The sequence below is a fragment of the Frankia sp. CcI49 genome (assembly GCF_001983215.1).
Lineage (GTDB): Bacteria > Actinomycetota > Actinomycetes > Frankiales > Frankiaceae > Parafrankia > Parafrankia irregularis.
This window is the reverse complement of the sequence record NZ_MOWP01000036.1, coordinates 1-15,632: the sequence shown is the minus strand read 5'-3', so window position 1 is coordinate 15,632 and position 15,632 is coordinate 1. Positions and strand designations below refer to the sequence as shown.

Annotated in this window: 14 protein-coding genes and 1 pseudogene; 11 read left to right on the top strand and 4 right to left on the bottom strand. The window is 71.0% G+C overall.

The genetic code is table 11. The features are described 5' to 3' along the window. The first annotated feature begins 2 nt into the window (after positions 1–2). The 10 genes from CcI49_RS31365 to hypB all read left to right on the top strand — a co-directional run bounded on the left by CcI49_RS31365 (position 3) and on the right by hypB (position 7,813). Positions 3–638: a hypothetical protein gene (locus CcI49_RS31365; protein ID WP_054571240.1), complete on the top strand. Its 636-nt coding sequence runs from the start codon at positions 3–5 to the stop codon at positions 636–638. After that, complete coding sequence (locus tag CcI49_RS31360; protein WP_076832672.1) at positions 635–1,432, top strand: DUF5947 family protein; 798 nt, start codon at positions 635–637, stop codon at positions 1,430–1,432. The genes CcI49_RS31365 and CcI49_RS31360 overlap by 4 nt, the downstream gene beginning before the upstream one ends. Continuing rightward, a complete protein-coding gene (locus tag CcI49_RS31355) occupies positions 1,432–2,049 on the top strand; it encodes a DUF6084 family protein (RefSeq protein WP_076832669.1) in 618 nt (205 codons plus the stop codon). Before CcI49_RS31360 ends, CcI49_RS31355 begins: the two co-directional genes overlap by 1 nt. Then, positions 2,046–3,317, top strand: a complete 1,272-nt coding sequence (locus CcI49_RS31350; RefSeq protein WP_083749840.1) for a hypothetical protein — start codon at positions 2,046–2,048, stop codon at positions 3,315–3,317. The genes CcI49_RS31355 and CcI49_RS31350 overlap by 4 nt, the downstream gene beginning before the upstream one ends. Next, positions 3,314–3,847: a hydrogenase maturation protease gene (locus CcI49_RS31345; protein WP_076832666.1), complete on the top strand. Its 534-nt coding sequence runs from the start codon at positions 3,314–3,316 to the stop codon at positions 3,845–3,847. The genes CcI49_RS31350 and CcI49_RS31345 overlap by 4 nt, the downstream gene beginning before the upstream one ends. A gap of 113 nt (positions 3,848–3,960) precedes the next feature. Beyond that, on the top strand, positions 3,961–4,233 hold the full coding sequence (locus CcI49_RS31340; protein ID WP_006538162.1) for a HypC/HybG/HupF family hydrogenase formation chaperone: 273 nt from the start codon (positions 3,961–3,963) through the stop codon (positions 4,231–4,233). A gap of 54 nt (positions 4,234–4,287) precedes the next feature. Further along, positions 4,288–5,475, top strand: a complete 1,188-nt coding sequence (hypD, locus tag CcI49_RS31335; protein ID WP_054571151.1) for a hydrogenase formation protein HypD — start codon at positions 4,288–4,290, stop codon at positions 5,473–5,475. Further along, entirely contained in the window at positions 5,472–6,635 is a 1,164-nt protein-coding gene (gene hypE / locus CcI49_RS31330; RefSeq protein WP_076832662.1) for a hydrogenase expression/formation protein HypE, read from the top strand. The genes hypD and hypE overlap by 4 nt, the downstream gene beginning before the upstream one ends. A gap of 15 nt (positions 6,636–6,650) precedes the next feature. Beyond that, the gene (locus CcI49_RS31325; RefSeq protein WP_054571149.1) at positions 6,651–7,046 is read left to right on the top strand and encodes a hydrogenase maturation nickel metallochaperone HypA; all 396 of its coding nucleotides are present in this window, start codon (positions 6,651–6,653) and stop codon (positions 7,044–7,046) included. Then, positions 7,046–7,813 carry a hydrogenase nickel incorporation protein HypB gene (hypB, locus tag CcI49_RS31320; RefSeq protein WP_076832659.1) on the top strand — a complete coding sequence of 256 codons (768 nt, stop codon included), beginning with the start codon at positions 7,046–7,048 and terminating at the stop codon, positions 7,811–7,813. Before CcI49_RS31325 ends, hypB begins: the two co-directional genes overlap by 1 nt. Here the strand turns inward: hypB and CcI49_RS31315 are convergent. After that, positions 7,711–10,257 carry a carbamoyltransferase HypF gene (locus CcI49_RS31315; protein WP_241840360.1) on the bottom strand — a complete coding sequence of 849 codons (2,547 nt, stop codon included), beginning with the start codon at positions 10,255–10,257 and terminating at the stop codon, positions 7,711–7,713. The genes hypB and CcI49_RS31315 overlap by 103 nt on opposite strands. 138 nt (positions 10,258–10,395) lie before the next feature. Then, entirely contained in the window at positions 10,396–12,000 is a 1,605-nt protein-coding gene (locus tag CcI49_RS31310) for a YhjD/YihY/BrkB family envelope integrity protein (RefSeq protein ID WP_076832651.1), read from the bottom strand. A gap of 299 nt (positions 12,001–12,299) precedes the next feature. Between CcI49_RS31310 and CcI49_RS31305 the strand changes: the two genes are divergently transcribed. After that, on the top strand, positions 12,300–13,238 hold the full coding sequence (locus CcI49_RS31305) for a ribose-phosphate pyrophosphokinase (protein WP_076832648.1): 939 nt from the start codon (positions 12,300–12,302) through the stop codon (positions 13,236–13,238). Positions 13,239–13,738: 500 nt separating this feature from the next. On the opposite strand, the gene CcI49_RS41765 is transcribed toward CcI49_RS31305, so the two are convergent. Then, complete coding sequence (locus tag CcI49_RS41765) at positions 13,739–14,449, bottom strand: hypothetical protein (protein WP_131831258.1); 711 nt, start codon at positions 14,447–14,449, stop codon at positions 13,739–13,741. A gap of 13 nt (positions 14,450–14,462) precedes the next feature. After that, positions 14,463–15,632: pseudogene (locus CcI49_RS42800) on the bottom strand (hypothetical protein); the annotation flags it as partial.

The window sequence follows — 15,632 nt, the reverse complement described above, 5'->3', positions numbered from 1 at the left end:
CGATGACAGCGACAGCAACAGCAACAGCGACCACCGCGGACCCGCGCGACACCGTGAACCCGCACGACCTGAACCCGCACGACAGCACGGACCCGCGTGACACCGCGGCCCGCGTCGACGGTCTGCTCGCCAGGATGGAGCAGCTGGGAGACAGCCGGACGCGGGTGCTCGCGGAAGAGATCGTCAGAGCACTGATGGAGTTCTACGGTGCCGGCCTCGCCCGCGTCACCCGGATCGCCGACGCGGACACCGTCCGGCGGCTCGCGGCCGACCCGCACCTGGGCGCCATGCTGGCGATGCACGGGCTGCATCCCGTCAGCACCCGCGACCGGGTCGAGCAGGCGTTCGACCAGATCCGCGCGCGGCTCGGCGACCGGACCCCCGTGCTGGCGGTGACCGGCCCGGCCGACGATCGGATGGTCACCGTCCGGGCCGACGGGCAGCCGACCAGCCCGGCGGTGATCGCCGCCGTCGAAAGCGCCGTCGCGGCGCTCGCACCCGAGGTCGGCGTCACCGTCGAGGGGCAGCATCTCGCCGGCGACCTCGCCGCGGGACGTCCCCTGCTGCCCGTCGTCGGCGTGAGCGCGGCGGGCACGGCTGACCGTGCCAGCAGGGCGGGTCGGGCGGGCACGCCATGACAGCCCCCACCCTGCGCCGCTTCCTCGCCGGGAACCCGGGCCGCGCCATGACCCGGTGCGAGTTCTGCGGTGAGGCGGTCGACGACGAGCACGGTCACGGTCATGTCGCGGATCTGGCCACCAGGTCCATCCTGTGCGCCTGCCCCGGCTGCCGGCTGCTGTTCACCCCCACCGGAGCCGGCGGCGGGCGCTACCGCGCTATACCGACCCGATACCACTTCGCCGCCAGTTTCGCTGCCGGCCCGCGGCTGCTGGCCGCGGCGGGGATCCCGGTGGGGCTGGCGTTCTTCGTGATCCACGACGGAGCGGTCAACGCCTTCTACCCGAGTCCCGCGGGGGCGACGCACTGCGAGCTGCCCGCCACCCTGACGCCACAGGACCTCAACCTCGACGACACCGACGGCCCTGGCACCGGTATCGGCACCGGCGCCGGCGCCGGCGCCGGCACCAGCGCTGGTGCCGACCGCGCAACGGGCGGAACGGCGTGGCGGCCGGAGCCCGAGGTCGAGGCGGTACTCGTCCACGTCACCCGCGACGGCCAGGCGGGGTACCTGCTGCCGATCGACGCCTGCTACCGGCTCGTCGGCGACCTGCGGCTGCACTGGCGGGGATTCGACGGCGGCGCCGACGCCCGCGCCCACCTCGCGGCCTTCCTCGCCGACGCCCGGCACCGGGCCGGGGCCACGCCCGCGGCCACGGCCACGGCCAGCGCTGCGGATGCGGCTGCGGCTGCGGCCAGCGCTGTAGATGCGGATGCGGCGGCTCCCATGACTTCGGCTGTGGGAGGCGCATGATGGCCGACCTGACCTTCACCTGTGTCGAGGTCACGCCGCTGCGGCATGCCGCGGCGCCGACGCTCCGGTTCGTCCTGCGGGTCGAGGAGCACAGCGGTGAGCGGCTGCACGCGCTGGCGCTCCGCTGCCAGATCCGCATCGAGCCCGGCGCGCGTCGCTACGACGACGCGGAGGCGCAGGCGCTGACCGGGCTGTTCGGAGCCGGCCCGCCGCATCCGATCCAGTTCGCGATGGTGTCCACGATGATTCCCGGCTTCACCGGGAGCGCGGACGTCGAACTCGCCGTGCCCTGCAGCTACGATCTTGAGGTCGCCGCCGGCAACTACTTCCAGTCGCTGCGAGGCGGGGTGATCCCGCTGCGTCTGATGTTCAGCGGAACCGTCTTCGGGGTGGGCCCGCACGGGCTGCGCGTCGAGCAGGTGCCCTGGCGCCTGGAGACCACCTGCCGCATGCCGGTGGCCACCTGGCGCGAGCTGATCGACGCCTACTTCCCCGGCTCGGGCTGGCTTCGCCTGGATCGCGGCACAGTCGACGCGCTCACGCGCTACCGCCGCGACCATGCCATCGCGACCGCCGACGCCGCGATCGTCTCGCTGCTGGCCGGGGAGGACCGATGAGATCGCCGGACCGGACCAGCACCGACGCGGCCATCAGTGACCACGCCGATGGTGGGACGTCCGCACCCGTGCCCGGCGACGATGACGCGCTCGGCTTCCTGTCCGCCGCGGCGCGGGCGCTTTCGGACACCGTCCTGTACGAGGGCTACCTGCTCTACCCCTACCGGGCCGACGCGCTGAAGAACCAGCAGCACTGGCAGTTCGGGGTGCTGATGCCCCCGTCGTTCGCCGGTGCCGGCAGCGGCGAGCACAGCAACGCGCACACCGAGTTCCTCCTCGACGGCGGCCCGGACGCCCAGCTGACAGTCGCGATCCGATGGCTGTGGGAGCACGACGGAGCCCGCGGCGAGGCGGCCACCGCCCTGCGGATGCGCCTCGCCGACATGCTCGATGAGCCGGCACGCCGAGAACTCACCTACCCGCCACCGCGGCCGACGCCGTCGACGCCCGCGGCGCGCGGCGAGCTGCTGCTCGACGCCCAGCGGCTTCCTGGCCCCTACGGGGGGTTCCGGATCCGCGCGAGCGTCCGCAACATCTCCGCCGGTGAGCCACCGGGCGCGCCGGACGCCGCCGCCGGAGCGCGGGACGCGGCGTTGGGGGCCGCGTTCATCGGGCTGCAACTGGTGGCCCATGTCGCCCCGGGGGAGTTCCTGTCGCTGGCGGACCCGCCCGAATGGGCGGCCCGCGCCGCGGCTGACTGTGCCAACGAGCGGCTGTGGCCCGCCCTGCTGGGCCGGCCCGGCCGCAGCGACACGCTGCTGGCGGCACCGATCATCCTCCCGGACGACCCTCAACTCGCCGCGGAGAGCCCGACCTCCTTCTGCGACGCCACCGAGATCGACGAGATGCTCGCCCTGCGCACGGCGACCCTGACCGAGACCGAGCAACGCGACGCCCGGGCGGGTGACCCACGGGCGGCCGAGCTCCTGGACGCCGTCGCGGAGCTTGCGCCGGCGATGGTCGAGAAACTCCACGGCCGCACCCGGATCGCCGGCTCCGACCCGGCTCGTGCCACCCCGTCCCCGCCGCTGGCCCCGTCCCCGCAGCTGGTGGAGGGCGCCGCGGTGTGGGTCCGGCCCCGCCGCGGGCGGACCGACGCGCAGGACATGTTCGTCGACGGCGCCGCCGCCACCGTCGCCGCGGTACTGCACGACCTCGACGGACGGACCCACATCGCGGTCACCCTGGACGAGGATCCGGGCGCCGACCTGCGCCGGGAGTTCGGCCGCTTCCTGTATTTCAGCCCGGACGAACTGGAACCGAGATGAGCCCGCCCACGCTGGTCGCCGGAGTGGGTAACGTCCTGCTCGCCGATGACGGTTTCGGCGTCGAGGTGGTGCGCCGTCTGCTCGACGCCGGCCCACCGCCGGGCGTCACGGTCGCCGACTACGGGATCAGCGGCATGCAGCTCGCCCTCGACCTGTGTTCCGGGTACGGAGCTGTGGTGCTCGTCGACGCGCTCGGGCGCGGGCACCCGCCGGGAACGGTCTCGTTGCTGGATCTGGGCGGCGCGCGGGAACCGGTCGGCTTCGACGCGCACGGGATGCGGCCGGACGCCGTCCTCGACCTGGTCGCCACGCTCGGCGGCCACCTCGACCGCGCCCTGCTGGTCGGCTGCGAACCGGCCATCGTGCATCCCCAGATCGGGCTGTCCGCGCAGGTGGCAGCCGCCGTGGAGCCCGCGGCCCGGCTCGTCCGCTCCGTGGTCGAGGAGGTGGCGGCGTCGGAGGAGGCCCCGGAAACACCCGCGCATTCGTACTCGTACTCGCACTCGCATTCGAAATCGCGAAGGAGCTGATCATGTCGCACTGGATACTGCTCGCCGCCGCGACGGCCGGCCTCGGCGCAGTGGCCGTCACAGTGACCCCTGACCTGCGGCGCTACCTAGATTTCAGCCGGATGTGATCCGGCATGTGCCTTGGCATCCCAGGCGAGGTCGTGGAGATCCGCCCGGACCGCCCGGACATCGCGACGGTGGACGTCAGCGGAGTGCGGCGGGCGATCAACATCGGGCTGCTCGACGCCACCCCGCCCCGGCCGGGTGACTGGGTCCTCATCCATGTCGGCTTCGCGTTGTCCCTGATCGACGAGGCCGAGGCCCGGGCGGCGCTGGAGTTCCTGACCGGCATCGGGCGGGCCTACGACGACGAGCTGGCGGCGCTGCGCGCATCGGCCATCGACTGAGCCTGCTCAGGCTCACGGAACGTCGGCCGACCAGCGAGGAAGGAGGGGAAGCTGATGCGCTTCGTCGACGAGTACCGAGACGCCGACACCGCGCGGGCGCTGTCGGCCCGGATGGCCGACCTGTGCGAACCCGGGCAGGCCTACGCCTTCATGGAGGTGTGCGGCGGGCACACCCACACGATCTACAAACACGGTCTGGAGGACCATCTCCCGCCGGCGGTCTCCCTGGTGCATGGCCCGGGGTGCCCGGTGTGTGTCATCCCGATGGGCCGGGTCGACGATGCCATGCACATCGCCCGTCAGGACGGCGTCATCATGACCTCGTTCGGCGACATGATGCGGGTTCCGGGCAGTCACGGCTCGTTCTTCGACGCGAACGCCGAGGGCACCGACATCCGGATGGTCTACTCCCCGCTCGACTCGCTGAAGATCGCGCGGGCGAACCCGGACCGGCGGGTCGTGTTCATGGCGATCGGCTTCGAGACGACGACACCGTCCACCGCGCTGACGGTGCTGCGGGCGGCCGCGGAAGGCCTGGAGAACTTCTCCGTCTTCTGCAACCACATCACGATCGTGCCGGCGCTGCGGGCGATCCTCGACTCCCCCGACGTGCGCCTGGACGGATTCGTCGGCCCCGGGCACGTCTCGACGGTCATCGGCTGCCGGCCGTACGAGTTCATCCCGCGCGACTACGGCAAGCCGCTGGTGGTCTCCGGCTTCGAGCCGCTGGACATCCTGCAGTCCATCTACCAGCTGCTCCGTCAGCTCCGGGACGGACGGTGCGAGGTCGAGAACCAGTACACCCGGGTGGTCGCGGCCGAGGGCAACCCGGTGGCACTCGCCGCCATCGACGAGGTCCTCGAACCGCGGCCGGACTTCGAGTGGCGCGGGCTGGGACGCATTCCGTGGTCGGCCATGCAGGTGCGGGAGCGGTTCGCGGCCTTCGACGCCGAGCGGATCTTCGCGCCACCAGGTGCCCGGGTCGCCGACCCGAAGGCCTGCCAGTGCGGCGAGGTCCTGACCGGTGTGATCAAGCCGTGGGAATGCCGGGTCTTCGGCACCGGCTGCACCCCGGAGACCCCGATCGGGGCATGCATGGTCTCCCCCGAAGGGGCCTGCGCGGCCTACTACAACTTCGGGCGCCTGCGCCACCGCGGCTCCGCCAACCCCCATCGCGGGGATGACGTCGGCTCCGTCGGCCCCGCGAAGGCGGACCGCAGAAAGGCGGTGATCGGCACATGACGACGGCAGGCCAGGGTGCGTCCGGAGTCCTCGACCGCGTCGAGGCCGCGCGGCGCCGGCGTCCGAAGCTGCGCGACACCCACATCACCTCGGCGCACGGCGCCGGCGGCAAGGCCACAGCGACCCTGGTCGACGCGGTCTTCCTCGAGGCACTGCGCAACCCGCTGCTGGAACCGCTGGAGGACGCGGCGGTGTTCGCCGCCGGCACCGAGCGCCTCGCCCTGACGACGGACTCGTTCGTCGTCACGCCGTTGTTCTTCCCCGGCGGCAACATCGGGGATCTCGCGGTGAACGGCACGGTCAACGACCTGGCGGTGGCCGGGGCCCGCCCGTTGCACCTGGCCTGCGCGGTCATCCTCGAGGAGGGCATGGACATCGCGGACCTGCGCCGGATCGTGGCGTCGATGGCCGAGGCGGCGACGCGCGCGGGCGTGTCGATCGTCACCGGGGACACGAAGGTCGTCCAGCGTGGCCGGGCCGACGGCTGCTACATCACCACGACGGGCGTCGGTCTGGTCGATCCGGGGCTGCGGCTCGGGGCGTCACTGGCCCGGCCGGGGGATGTCGTCGTGGTCACGGGGCCGATCGGCGACCACGGGATCACGGTGCTGCTGGCCCGCGGCGAGCTGGACCTCAGTGCCGACCTCCGCTCCGACACCGCCCCGCTGTCAGCCCTCACCGCACGCCTGCTGGCAGCCGTCAACGCGCAGAGCGGTGACGGCACCCAGGACGGTGGCGGCACACGGGACGGTGACGGCGCACCGGGCGGCGGCGCAGCAGGTGGCGGCGTGCGGGCGATGCGGGACGCGACCCGCGGTGGAGTCGCGACGATCCTCAACGAGGTCGCGAAGGCGTCCGGTGTCGGGGTCGTCGTCGACGAGGCCGCGGTTCCCGTCCGCACCGAGGTGCGCGGAGCCTGCGAGCTGCTCGGGCTCGACCCGTTGTACGTCGCGTGCGAGGGCAGGATGGTGGTGATCGTCGCCCCGGAGGCGGTCGACACCGCGCTCGCGGCCCTGCGTGCGGACCCGCTCGGCGCGCAGAGCACGGTGATCGGCCGGATCGTCGACGACCCGCCGGGAACGGTGCTGCTCAACACGGCGTTCGGCGGCACCCGCATCGTCGACCTGCTGGTGGGCGACCCGCTGCCGCGGATCTGCTGACCGGGCGGTCGCGCGGTGCACGAGCTCTCCGTCACCGTCGGCCTGGTCGACATGGTCGTCGACCGGCTGCCCGCAGACGTGCGGGTCACCAGGGTGGCGCTGGAGATCGGCCGGTTGTCCGGGGTGATGACCGAGCCGGTGCGGTTCTGCTTCGACCTGGTCGCCGCCGGCACACCGCTGGCCGGCGCGCGGCTGGAGCTCACCGAGCCGGTCGGGCGGGGTCACTGCCGACGATGTGGGCGAGACGTCGACCTGCCCGACCTGCTCACGCCGTGCCGGTGCGGCAGCCACGAGATCGACCTGACCGGCGGTGAGCAGGTCCGGATCGTCGCAGTCGAGGTGACCGACGTCCAGGTGGCCAATGAGGTCGAGGTGGCCGACGTCGAGGTGGCCGATGAGGAGGTGGGCTGATGTGTGGCACCTGCGGGTGTGACCGCACCGACGAGTCGGCACGCGAGACCGGCCCCGGCGCCGGCGCCGCGACGCGGATGCTGCGGCTGGAGCTGGACGTGCTGGCCCGAAACGACGAGGCCGCCCGGGAGAACCGGGCCTGGCTGGCGGCGCGGCGGACAGCCGCCGTCAACCTGATGAGCTCTCCGGGCTCGGGGAAGACGACGCTGCTGGAGCACACGATCCCCGGTCTCACCGGGGCCGTCGAGTGCGCGGTGATCGAAGGCGACCAGGAGACCCGGCTGGACGCCGAGCGCATCCGCGCGACCGGAGCGCCGGCGGTCCAGGTGAACACGGGCACCGGCTGTCATCTGGACGCCGCTTCCGTCGGCCGGGCGCTGCGCGAGCTAGACCCGCCACCCGGCCGTCTCGACCCGCACCGCGGCGCCATCGACCCGCACCGGGGCTCCGTGGTGCTCATCGAGAACGTGGGGAACCTGGTCTGCCCCGGGCTGTTCGATCTCGGTGAGACGGCCCGGGTGGTGCTCACCTCGGTCACCGAAGGCGAGGACAAACCGACCAAGTACCCGCACATGTACCGGGCCGCGGATCTGATCCTGCTGACCAAGGTCGATCTGCTGCCCTGGCTGGCCTTCGACGGGGATCAGTTCACCGACGCGGTGCGTCAGGTCAACCCGTCCGTCCGGGTGCTGGCGGTGTCAGCGAACGACGGGGCCGGGCTGTCCGACTGGTTCTCCTGGCTGCGCGCGCTGGCGACGGCCGCCTGACCGAGGCTGATCCCGCCGTCGTTGCAGGGCACCCGCGCATGGGTCAGCACGGTGAAGCCCGATCGGGCCAGGCCGTCCTCGATCTCCCCGGCGAGCCGCACGTTGGCGAACACACCGCCCGACAGGGCCACGGTGCCGGGCTCCGTTCCGAACAGCCGCTCCCGCAGCGCCACACAGGTGTCGACGGTGAGCCTGGCCAGGGTGGTGTGGAAGCGGGCGGCGACCACCTCCGGGGTGGCCCCGGCGCGCAGGTCCGCCACCACGTCCCGGACCAGCCCGGCACCCGACAGGACCAGGGCGTCGGTGCCCGGCGCTCCCCCGACCCGTGTGCCCCGGGCCAGTGCTCCCCGGCCTGCCCCGGACGGGTAGGCGCCGTGGTCACCGGGTGCGGCCAGCTGCTCCAGCTCGATGGCGGCCTGCCCCTCGTAGCGGATCGTGTCGCGGACGCCGACCAGCGCGGCGACCGCGTCGAACAGCCGCCCCACACTGCTGGTCCGCGGCGCCAGCGGAGTCGGCGTGGGCGGTGTGTCCGGCGTTGCCAGCGCCGACGGCGTCGCCGGCGAGGTGGCCGAGCACGCGCGGGCCAGGCTGGTCACCGCGTCCCACCACGCCTCGTTGCGCCGCGCGACCCCGAGCCGCTCCACGTGGTCCACCCCGGCGGCCTGCAGGTAGGCGGCGGCCATCCGCCACGGTGCGCGGATCGCCGCCGCCCCGCCGGGCAGTGCCACCGGCTCGAAGTGGGCCACCCGGGTGAAGCCGGTCAGGTCGGCCCACAGGAACTCCCCACCCCACAGGGTGCCGTCGAGGCCGAAGCCCAGGCCGTCGAACGCCACCCCCAGCACGGGCCCCCGCTGTCCGTTGTCGGCCAGGCAGGAGGCGATGTGCGCATGGTGGTGCTGGACGCCGACGACGGGCAGCTCCTGCTCCAGCGCCCACTTGGTGGACAGGTACTCCGGATGCAGGTCGTGCGCCACCAGCTCCGGCCGGATGTCGAACAGCCTGCCCAGATGCTCGATGGCACCGGCGAACGAACGCAGGGTCGCCGGGTTCTCCAGGTCGCCGAGGTGCCCGGACAGGTACGCGCGCCGCCCCGCCGCCAGGCAGACCGTGTTCTTCAGCTCCGCTCCGCACGCGAGCACGGGCCGGGCGACGTCCCAGGCCAGCGGCACCGGCTCCGGCGCGTAGCCGCGGGACCTGCGCACCACCGCCGCGCGGCCGCGGACCGACCGGGTGACCGAGTCGTCCAGGCGGGTGTGGATGGCCCGGTCGTGCAGGAGGAACCCGTCCGCGACCCGGCCGAGCCCGGCGAGGGCCTCGTCGTCACGGAACAGGATCGGCTCGTCGGAGATGTTGCCGCTGGTGAGCACGATCGGACCGGGCAGGCGGCCGAGCAGCAGGTGGTGCAGCGGCGTGTAGGGCAGCATGATCCCGAGCGTCCGGACCCCGGGGGCCACCGACGGCGCGATGCAGGGGGACGTCCCGGCACCGTCGGGCAGGTCGGACGCGTCCGGTGGGGCAGGCGGGTCGGGCGGTGCGGGCCGGCGGTCGAGCAGCACGATCGGGCGGCGCCGGCCGGTGAGCAGCCGGCGGGCGGTCTCGTCGACGACGCAGAGCCGCTCCACCTCGGCCAGATCCCGGGCCATCAGGGCGAACGGCTTGCCGTCGCGGCGCTTGCGCCGGCGCAGCTCGGCGACCGCCTTGTCGTCCGTGGCGAGCACGGCCAGGTGGTATCCGCCGAGGCCTTTGACCGCCAGGATCCCGCCGGCCCGCAGCAGCGCCGCCGCCTGGTTCAGGGCGTTGTCGGACGGCGCCTGGCCCGGGCGGGTGGTGGGACGGATCCCGGCCCCGAGGCGGAACCCCGGCCCGAGGCGGAAGTCGGGGGTCAGCCAGAAGCCGTGCGCCGGCCGGAACTCCAGCGTGGGCCCGCAGTCCGGGCAGCACACCGGCTGGGCGTGGAAACGCCGATCGGTCGGGTCCTCGTACTCGGCCCGGCAGCGGCCGCACATCCGGAACGGCGCCATCGTCGTGGCGGGCCGGTCGTAGGGGACGTCCAGGATGATCGTGAAACGCGGCCCGCAGTTCGTGCAGTTGATGAACGGGTACTGGTAGCGCCGGTCGGCCGGGTCGGCCAGCTCGCGCAGGCAGTTCGCGCAGGTGGCGCTGTCGGCGCAGACCTGCGTCCGCGGCCCGCCCCCGTCGCGCGCCGGATCGCTGGCGACGATGCGGAAGCCACCTCCCGGTTCCGCGGAACCGGCGCCGTCCGCGCCACCGGCGCCATCGGTGTGGCCGGTGTGGTCGGTGTATTCCGTGACGTCGACCGTGTCGATCTCCGCGAGCGGCGGCGCCTCGTCCCGCAGCGCGGTCAGGAACGCGGCGACGTCGGCGCCGTCGCCGTCCAGCTCGATGTGGACGCCCTCGCTGTCGTTACCGACCTCGCCGCGCAGCCCCAGCCGGGTGGCCAGCCCGTGGACGAAAGGGACGGAAGCCGACCCCCTGCACGATCCCGGTCACGTCGACCCTGACATGCTCTCGTGCCGTCATTTCCCGAGTGTCACTCAGACCATTGACTGTCGCCCGTCGGGCTACTGACTGTCGCCCATCGGGTGTCCGAAGGTGTCCTCGAAGACCAGCTCGGCGACGGGGCGGCGGCGCAGCCGGCGCGGGAAGTCCGCCTCCGGGTAGCCGACCGCCAGATGTGCAGCGGTGACGTACCCGGGCGGGATCGCGAGCAGCTCGGCCACCGCGGGCTCGTCCGCGACCAACAGCGTGGTCAGGGCGCTGGCGACACCCTGGCCGCGCAGCGCGAGGCAGAGGTTCTGCACGATCGGGTAGACCGACGCCCCGCCGACGATGCTGAGCCGGCCGAGATCGGTGTCGGTCGGATGCAGCGCCGCCAGCTCCACGCAGACCACGATGAGCACCGGTACCTCGGCGAGGTGTCGCACGAAGTGGTCCGTGTCGGGTGGCGGCTCGAGCCCACGCTCCCGCAACGCCGCCAGGTAGAGCTGCCAGCGGGCCCGGTACAGCTCCGCCAGCGCCGCGCGACGCTCCGGATCGCGCACGACGACGAACCGCACCGGCTGCCGGTTCCCGCCCTGCGGCCCGAACCGGGCCGCGTCGAACGCCTCGACCAGGACGTCATCAGGCACCGGGTCCGGCCGGAACCTGCGGCAGGTCCCCGTGGTGCGCATCGCGTGGGTCAGCTCCATGGGCGGATCCTGGTCGAAGGAGACGTCCACCTTCTGGAAGCTCTTGAACTGCTCGGCCTGCGCGTACGCGGTGTAGACGCGCCGGTCCGAGTCGGTCAGGACGACGTCGTCGGTGAACGGCGTCAGCAGCGCGCGCGGGTACAGCCGCCCGGCCCGCACCGTGTTGATCTCCATCGCGAACACGATCACCACGGCGAGCAGGTACAGCCAGGTCACCAGGCCGAGCACCAAGGCGAACAGCCCGTACACCTGGGTCCGGCCCTGTAGCTGGTACTGCAGCAGATAGGTACCGGCCGACTGGAGCAGCTGCCAGCCCACGGCGGCGACCGCCGCCCCGGGCAGGACCTGGCGGAACGACACATCCTTGACGGTGAGCAGCTGGAACGCCACGAGGGCCAGGCCCGTGTTCCCGACGAGACCGAGCACCACGGCCAGCACCTGCAGGCCGACCCCGAGGCCGGTCCCCAGGTCGCTCGCCCGGGTCGTGATCGCCGACAGCACGGTCGTCAGAAGCACACCGAGGCCGAGCAGACCGATCAGGCCGAAGCTGCGCACCCGGGCGAAGAACGGGTTCGGTCGGGACCGGCGCGGAACCGCCCACACTGTGTCCAGCGCGTTGCCGACCGCGCGGGCCACACCGAGGCTGCCCCAGATGCTGCCGAAGACGCCGATCGCCACCGCGGCGGCACTCCCCCGCAGCGCGTGGACGTCGTTGCGCAGCTGGTCACCGATGATCGGGAACTGGCTGAGCGCGGAGCTGACCACCTGCTCCTGCAGGTCCGGATGCCCGGCAAGCACGAAACCGAGGCAGGTGGTGAGCAGCAGGAGCAGTGGGAACAGCGAGAGGAACCCGTAGAAGGCGATCAGCGCGGCCAGGTACCCGCCCTGGTCCTCGGTGAACTTGTAGACGACCGCGAGCGGGAACGCGACACTCGGTCGGCTCTGCTGCGCACGATCCAGGCGCGCGCCGAGGGCCATCCACTGCCTCCTCGTCCCGGCGCGCCGGGCGCACGCCGCTGCGGAGAATCTGGACCGACATCCGCGATCGTAGGGATGACCTACGCCGAAGTATCCCGCGAGATGCTGGACCTGGGCCTGTCCCCGCCACGACAGAACCAGCCCGGACGGGCCGGCACCCGGCCAGCCCGGCACCGGCCGGCGGGCCCGCGGGAACGCACCCGCCCGTGGGGGCCGCGGCGAGCCGGCTCGCCGGCCGCGCCTCGTAGGATGGCCCGGTCAGCGAAGATCCCCAGCAGCGCAGACATCGGGAGCTAATTGTGCGAGAGATCGCCGTGTTCAGTGGGAGTGCGCACCACCAGCTCGCCCAGGACGTGTGCGACCACCTCGACGTTCCACTCTCGCCGGTGCGGGTCGACCGTTTCGCCAACGACTGCCTGGAAGTACAGCTGCAGGCGAACTGCCGCGAGCGGGACATCTTCCTCATCCAGCCGCTGATCAAACCCGTCCAGGAGAACCTGGTCGAGCTGCTGCTCATGCTCGACGCGGCCCGCGGCGCCTCCGCCGCCCGGATCACCGTCGTCATGCCGCACTACTCCTACGCACGGTCTGACAAGAAGGACACACCGCGGATCTCGATCGGTGGCCGGCTCGTCGCCGACCTGCTGGTCGCCGCGGGCGCCAGCCGCATCCTCGCGATGACCCTGCACTCACCGCAGGTACACGGCTTCTTCAGCGTCCCGGTCGACCACCTGCACGCGCTGCGCGAACTCGCCCAGCACTTCCAGCGCAACGACCTGTCGAACACGACCGTCGTCTCCCCCGACCTCGGCAACGCCAAGGAGGCGGCGCGGTTCGCCCGGCGCCTCGGCGTCCCCGTCGCGGCCGGTGCCAAGCAGCGCTTCGCCGACGACCGCGTCGCGATCAGCGCGGTCATCGGCGACGTCGCGGGCCGCGACATCATCATCCTGGACGACGAGATCGCCCAGGGCAGCACCGTGCTGGAACTGCTGGAGCGCCTGCGCGAAATCGGCGTCGGGTCCATCCGGGTCGCCTGCACGCATGGTCTCTTCGCCAACGGAGCGCTCAAGCGCATCGGCGATCAGCCCGACGTCACGGAGATCGTCTGCACCAACACGGTCCCCGTGCCAGCCGCCGACCAGTTCTCCAAGCTCACGGTGCTGTCCGTCGCCCCGGCACTCGCCGAAGCCATCCGACACATCCACAACGGCGAATCCGTCAGCGCCCTGTTCGACTGACCCCATTGCAAGCGACAGCCGCTCTCGACGTTATCTATTCCAGCGCCGGTTCGACGCTGCAACCTCAAATGAACCGCCCCGACCCCTAATGAACCCGGAGCGGTTCAGACAGGATAACAAGAGCCCAGTGACGAGAGATCGTCACCGGGCTCTGTGGGGCCCGGGGATAAGATCCCCCGGGCTACCCGAATGCTTGTTTTCTTGACACCCCCGACCGGGTCGATGGTTTTGCAGTTGCTGTTGTGGGCCAAGATCGGTGTCGATCCTGCCACGACATAGTACGTGTGGAGGTCGGCGATGGTGAGGTTGTAGAGGGTGTCGACGCGCTGGTAGGCACCGACAACACGATCCGGACCTTGTCCTCGGCCGGGATCACCGGAGGACGACTCATCTTGATCTCCTAGGGCTCATGGCCAACGAACCCCTCTGCCAAAGATCCTGACGTATGGCAAGGGGAACAAAGTCCATCGCATAGCATTCCCGCATGTCGCACGAAGAATTCAGGAGTCGACACTCTCCCAGCCCTCAGGAACAATATTGAGAACGCCCCGCGCTTCGTATCCCAACGGGGCTGAAGCCCAGATTATCGAGTCTCCGTCAATGCGCACCAATATTTCGGCGCCAGCGAGCCACTTAACTGCCGCTCCTTCCGGTTCGGCCCAGAATGGGTGCCTGGGAATTCCGACCTGTATCAGCGAGCCGGTAAGTGCATCAATGGAATCTTCGTCTACTTCACGAAATATGCTGCCCTTCGATGAAATTACCAACTCGTTCAGGACCGCCTCGAAGAGGTGCACGGAGAGCCTGCCGTGATAGGGGCGCCAATCACCCGTCACATCATTTAGACCCTTAAAAAGAACTGGCGGGTCGAGCTCTGCTAGCCGCTGAGTTGAGATGCCCCAAAGTGCGCACATTTGATTCTCTTCTTGAATCACGAGCACATTATCTTCGATCCGCATACTGCGGGGTAGAAGGAACGGATCCTGGCAGTTCATAAGGTATCGCCCGATTCCATTCGGACCGAGGAAGTTCCCCAGAGGCCACGGAACCTGCACACCGAGCCTGCCCTGTACGGCTACGAGCTCCTCGGAGGTGCAGCCAACCCGGTTCCCGGCCTCGCCTCGCCACGCCTCAACCACCTCTCGCAGTAACCCAAGCATCTCGCTAGGGCTAGACGGCAGAACGGCGAGCTTCCCTGCCACATCGAACATCAGGCTCCCTAAACTAGTGGGGATTATCTCCCCACTCTAGCGTACGATACCTCCCACCCCTTACATACTGACCCACGTATCCGTTTGGACCATACACGTTCAACTCGTCAAGATTGAGAAACTTTGCCCATCCACCTAGGCTGGATCGACAGAACCCGCAAGGAATCTTGCCTGCCACATAGAGATCCGCGATACCACCATTTGCTCCAGTTTTTGYCGCCTGAATGAACGCATCGGATTCGRCGTGCCCCATCGACTGGGGCATTACACTGGCGGGCCGTGGATACGCCTGCCCATGTCCATTTACGCCGTAAATCGGATCACGGCCGGCGATATCGAGGCGAGCCACGACGGAAATTTTCGCGCCATCAGCGGAGCTCTGAAGATCGGACAACATGTCCTGCGTATCTGCGAGGGCATCGGCGAGGCTGTCTGTGCCGTGTTGGCAGATGCGGGTGTTGCCGAGGTCGTAGCGGTCGGTGTGGGGGTTGCCGGTCTGGGTGCAGGTCTGGTCGGGGAGTGCCTGGCGGCAGGTGTCGACGAGGCCGCTGGCGGCGGGGGTGGTGGCGCAGGTGTTGTCGGTGACGCCGTCGGCGGCGGTGTCGGGGAGCGGGGTGCTGTCGGGGTCGGTTTTGGTGCCGGTTCCGGTGGTGGGGGGTGGGGTGTCGTCGATGCAGCGGAGGGGTGGGGCGCATTGGGGGATGGTGTAGGGGGTTTTGGTGCCTGCGCCGAGGTCGGCGTGGAGGCCGGGGCCGCCGCTGTTGGGGTTGGGTCGTGCGGGCCGGTCGACGGGGATGTTGGTGGGGTTGGTGGCGGAGAGGAGGGGGACGTTGAGCCATTCGAGGTTGACGGTTTGCGCGGTCTTTTCCAGAACCGTGACACCGCCTCCGCCGCCGCCGCCGCCTCCGCCGCCTCCGCCGCCGCCGCCACTGGCGGGGAGGCCACCAGCGCCACCGCCACCACCGCCGCCGTTTCCGCCTCCGGCGCCGCCGCCACCGTTTCCGCCTCCGGCGCCTTCACGGGCGGCCGGGTCGGTGGCGGGTTCGTAGGGGAGGTCGGAGACGGGGGTCGCCATGAGGACGACGAATCCGAGGGTGAGTACGGCGACTGTTCCACCGGCGGCGACGCGTCCGACCGTGCTGGCGGTTCGGCCCACGACACCGGCTGTTTCCTCGACGATGTG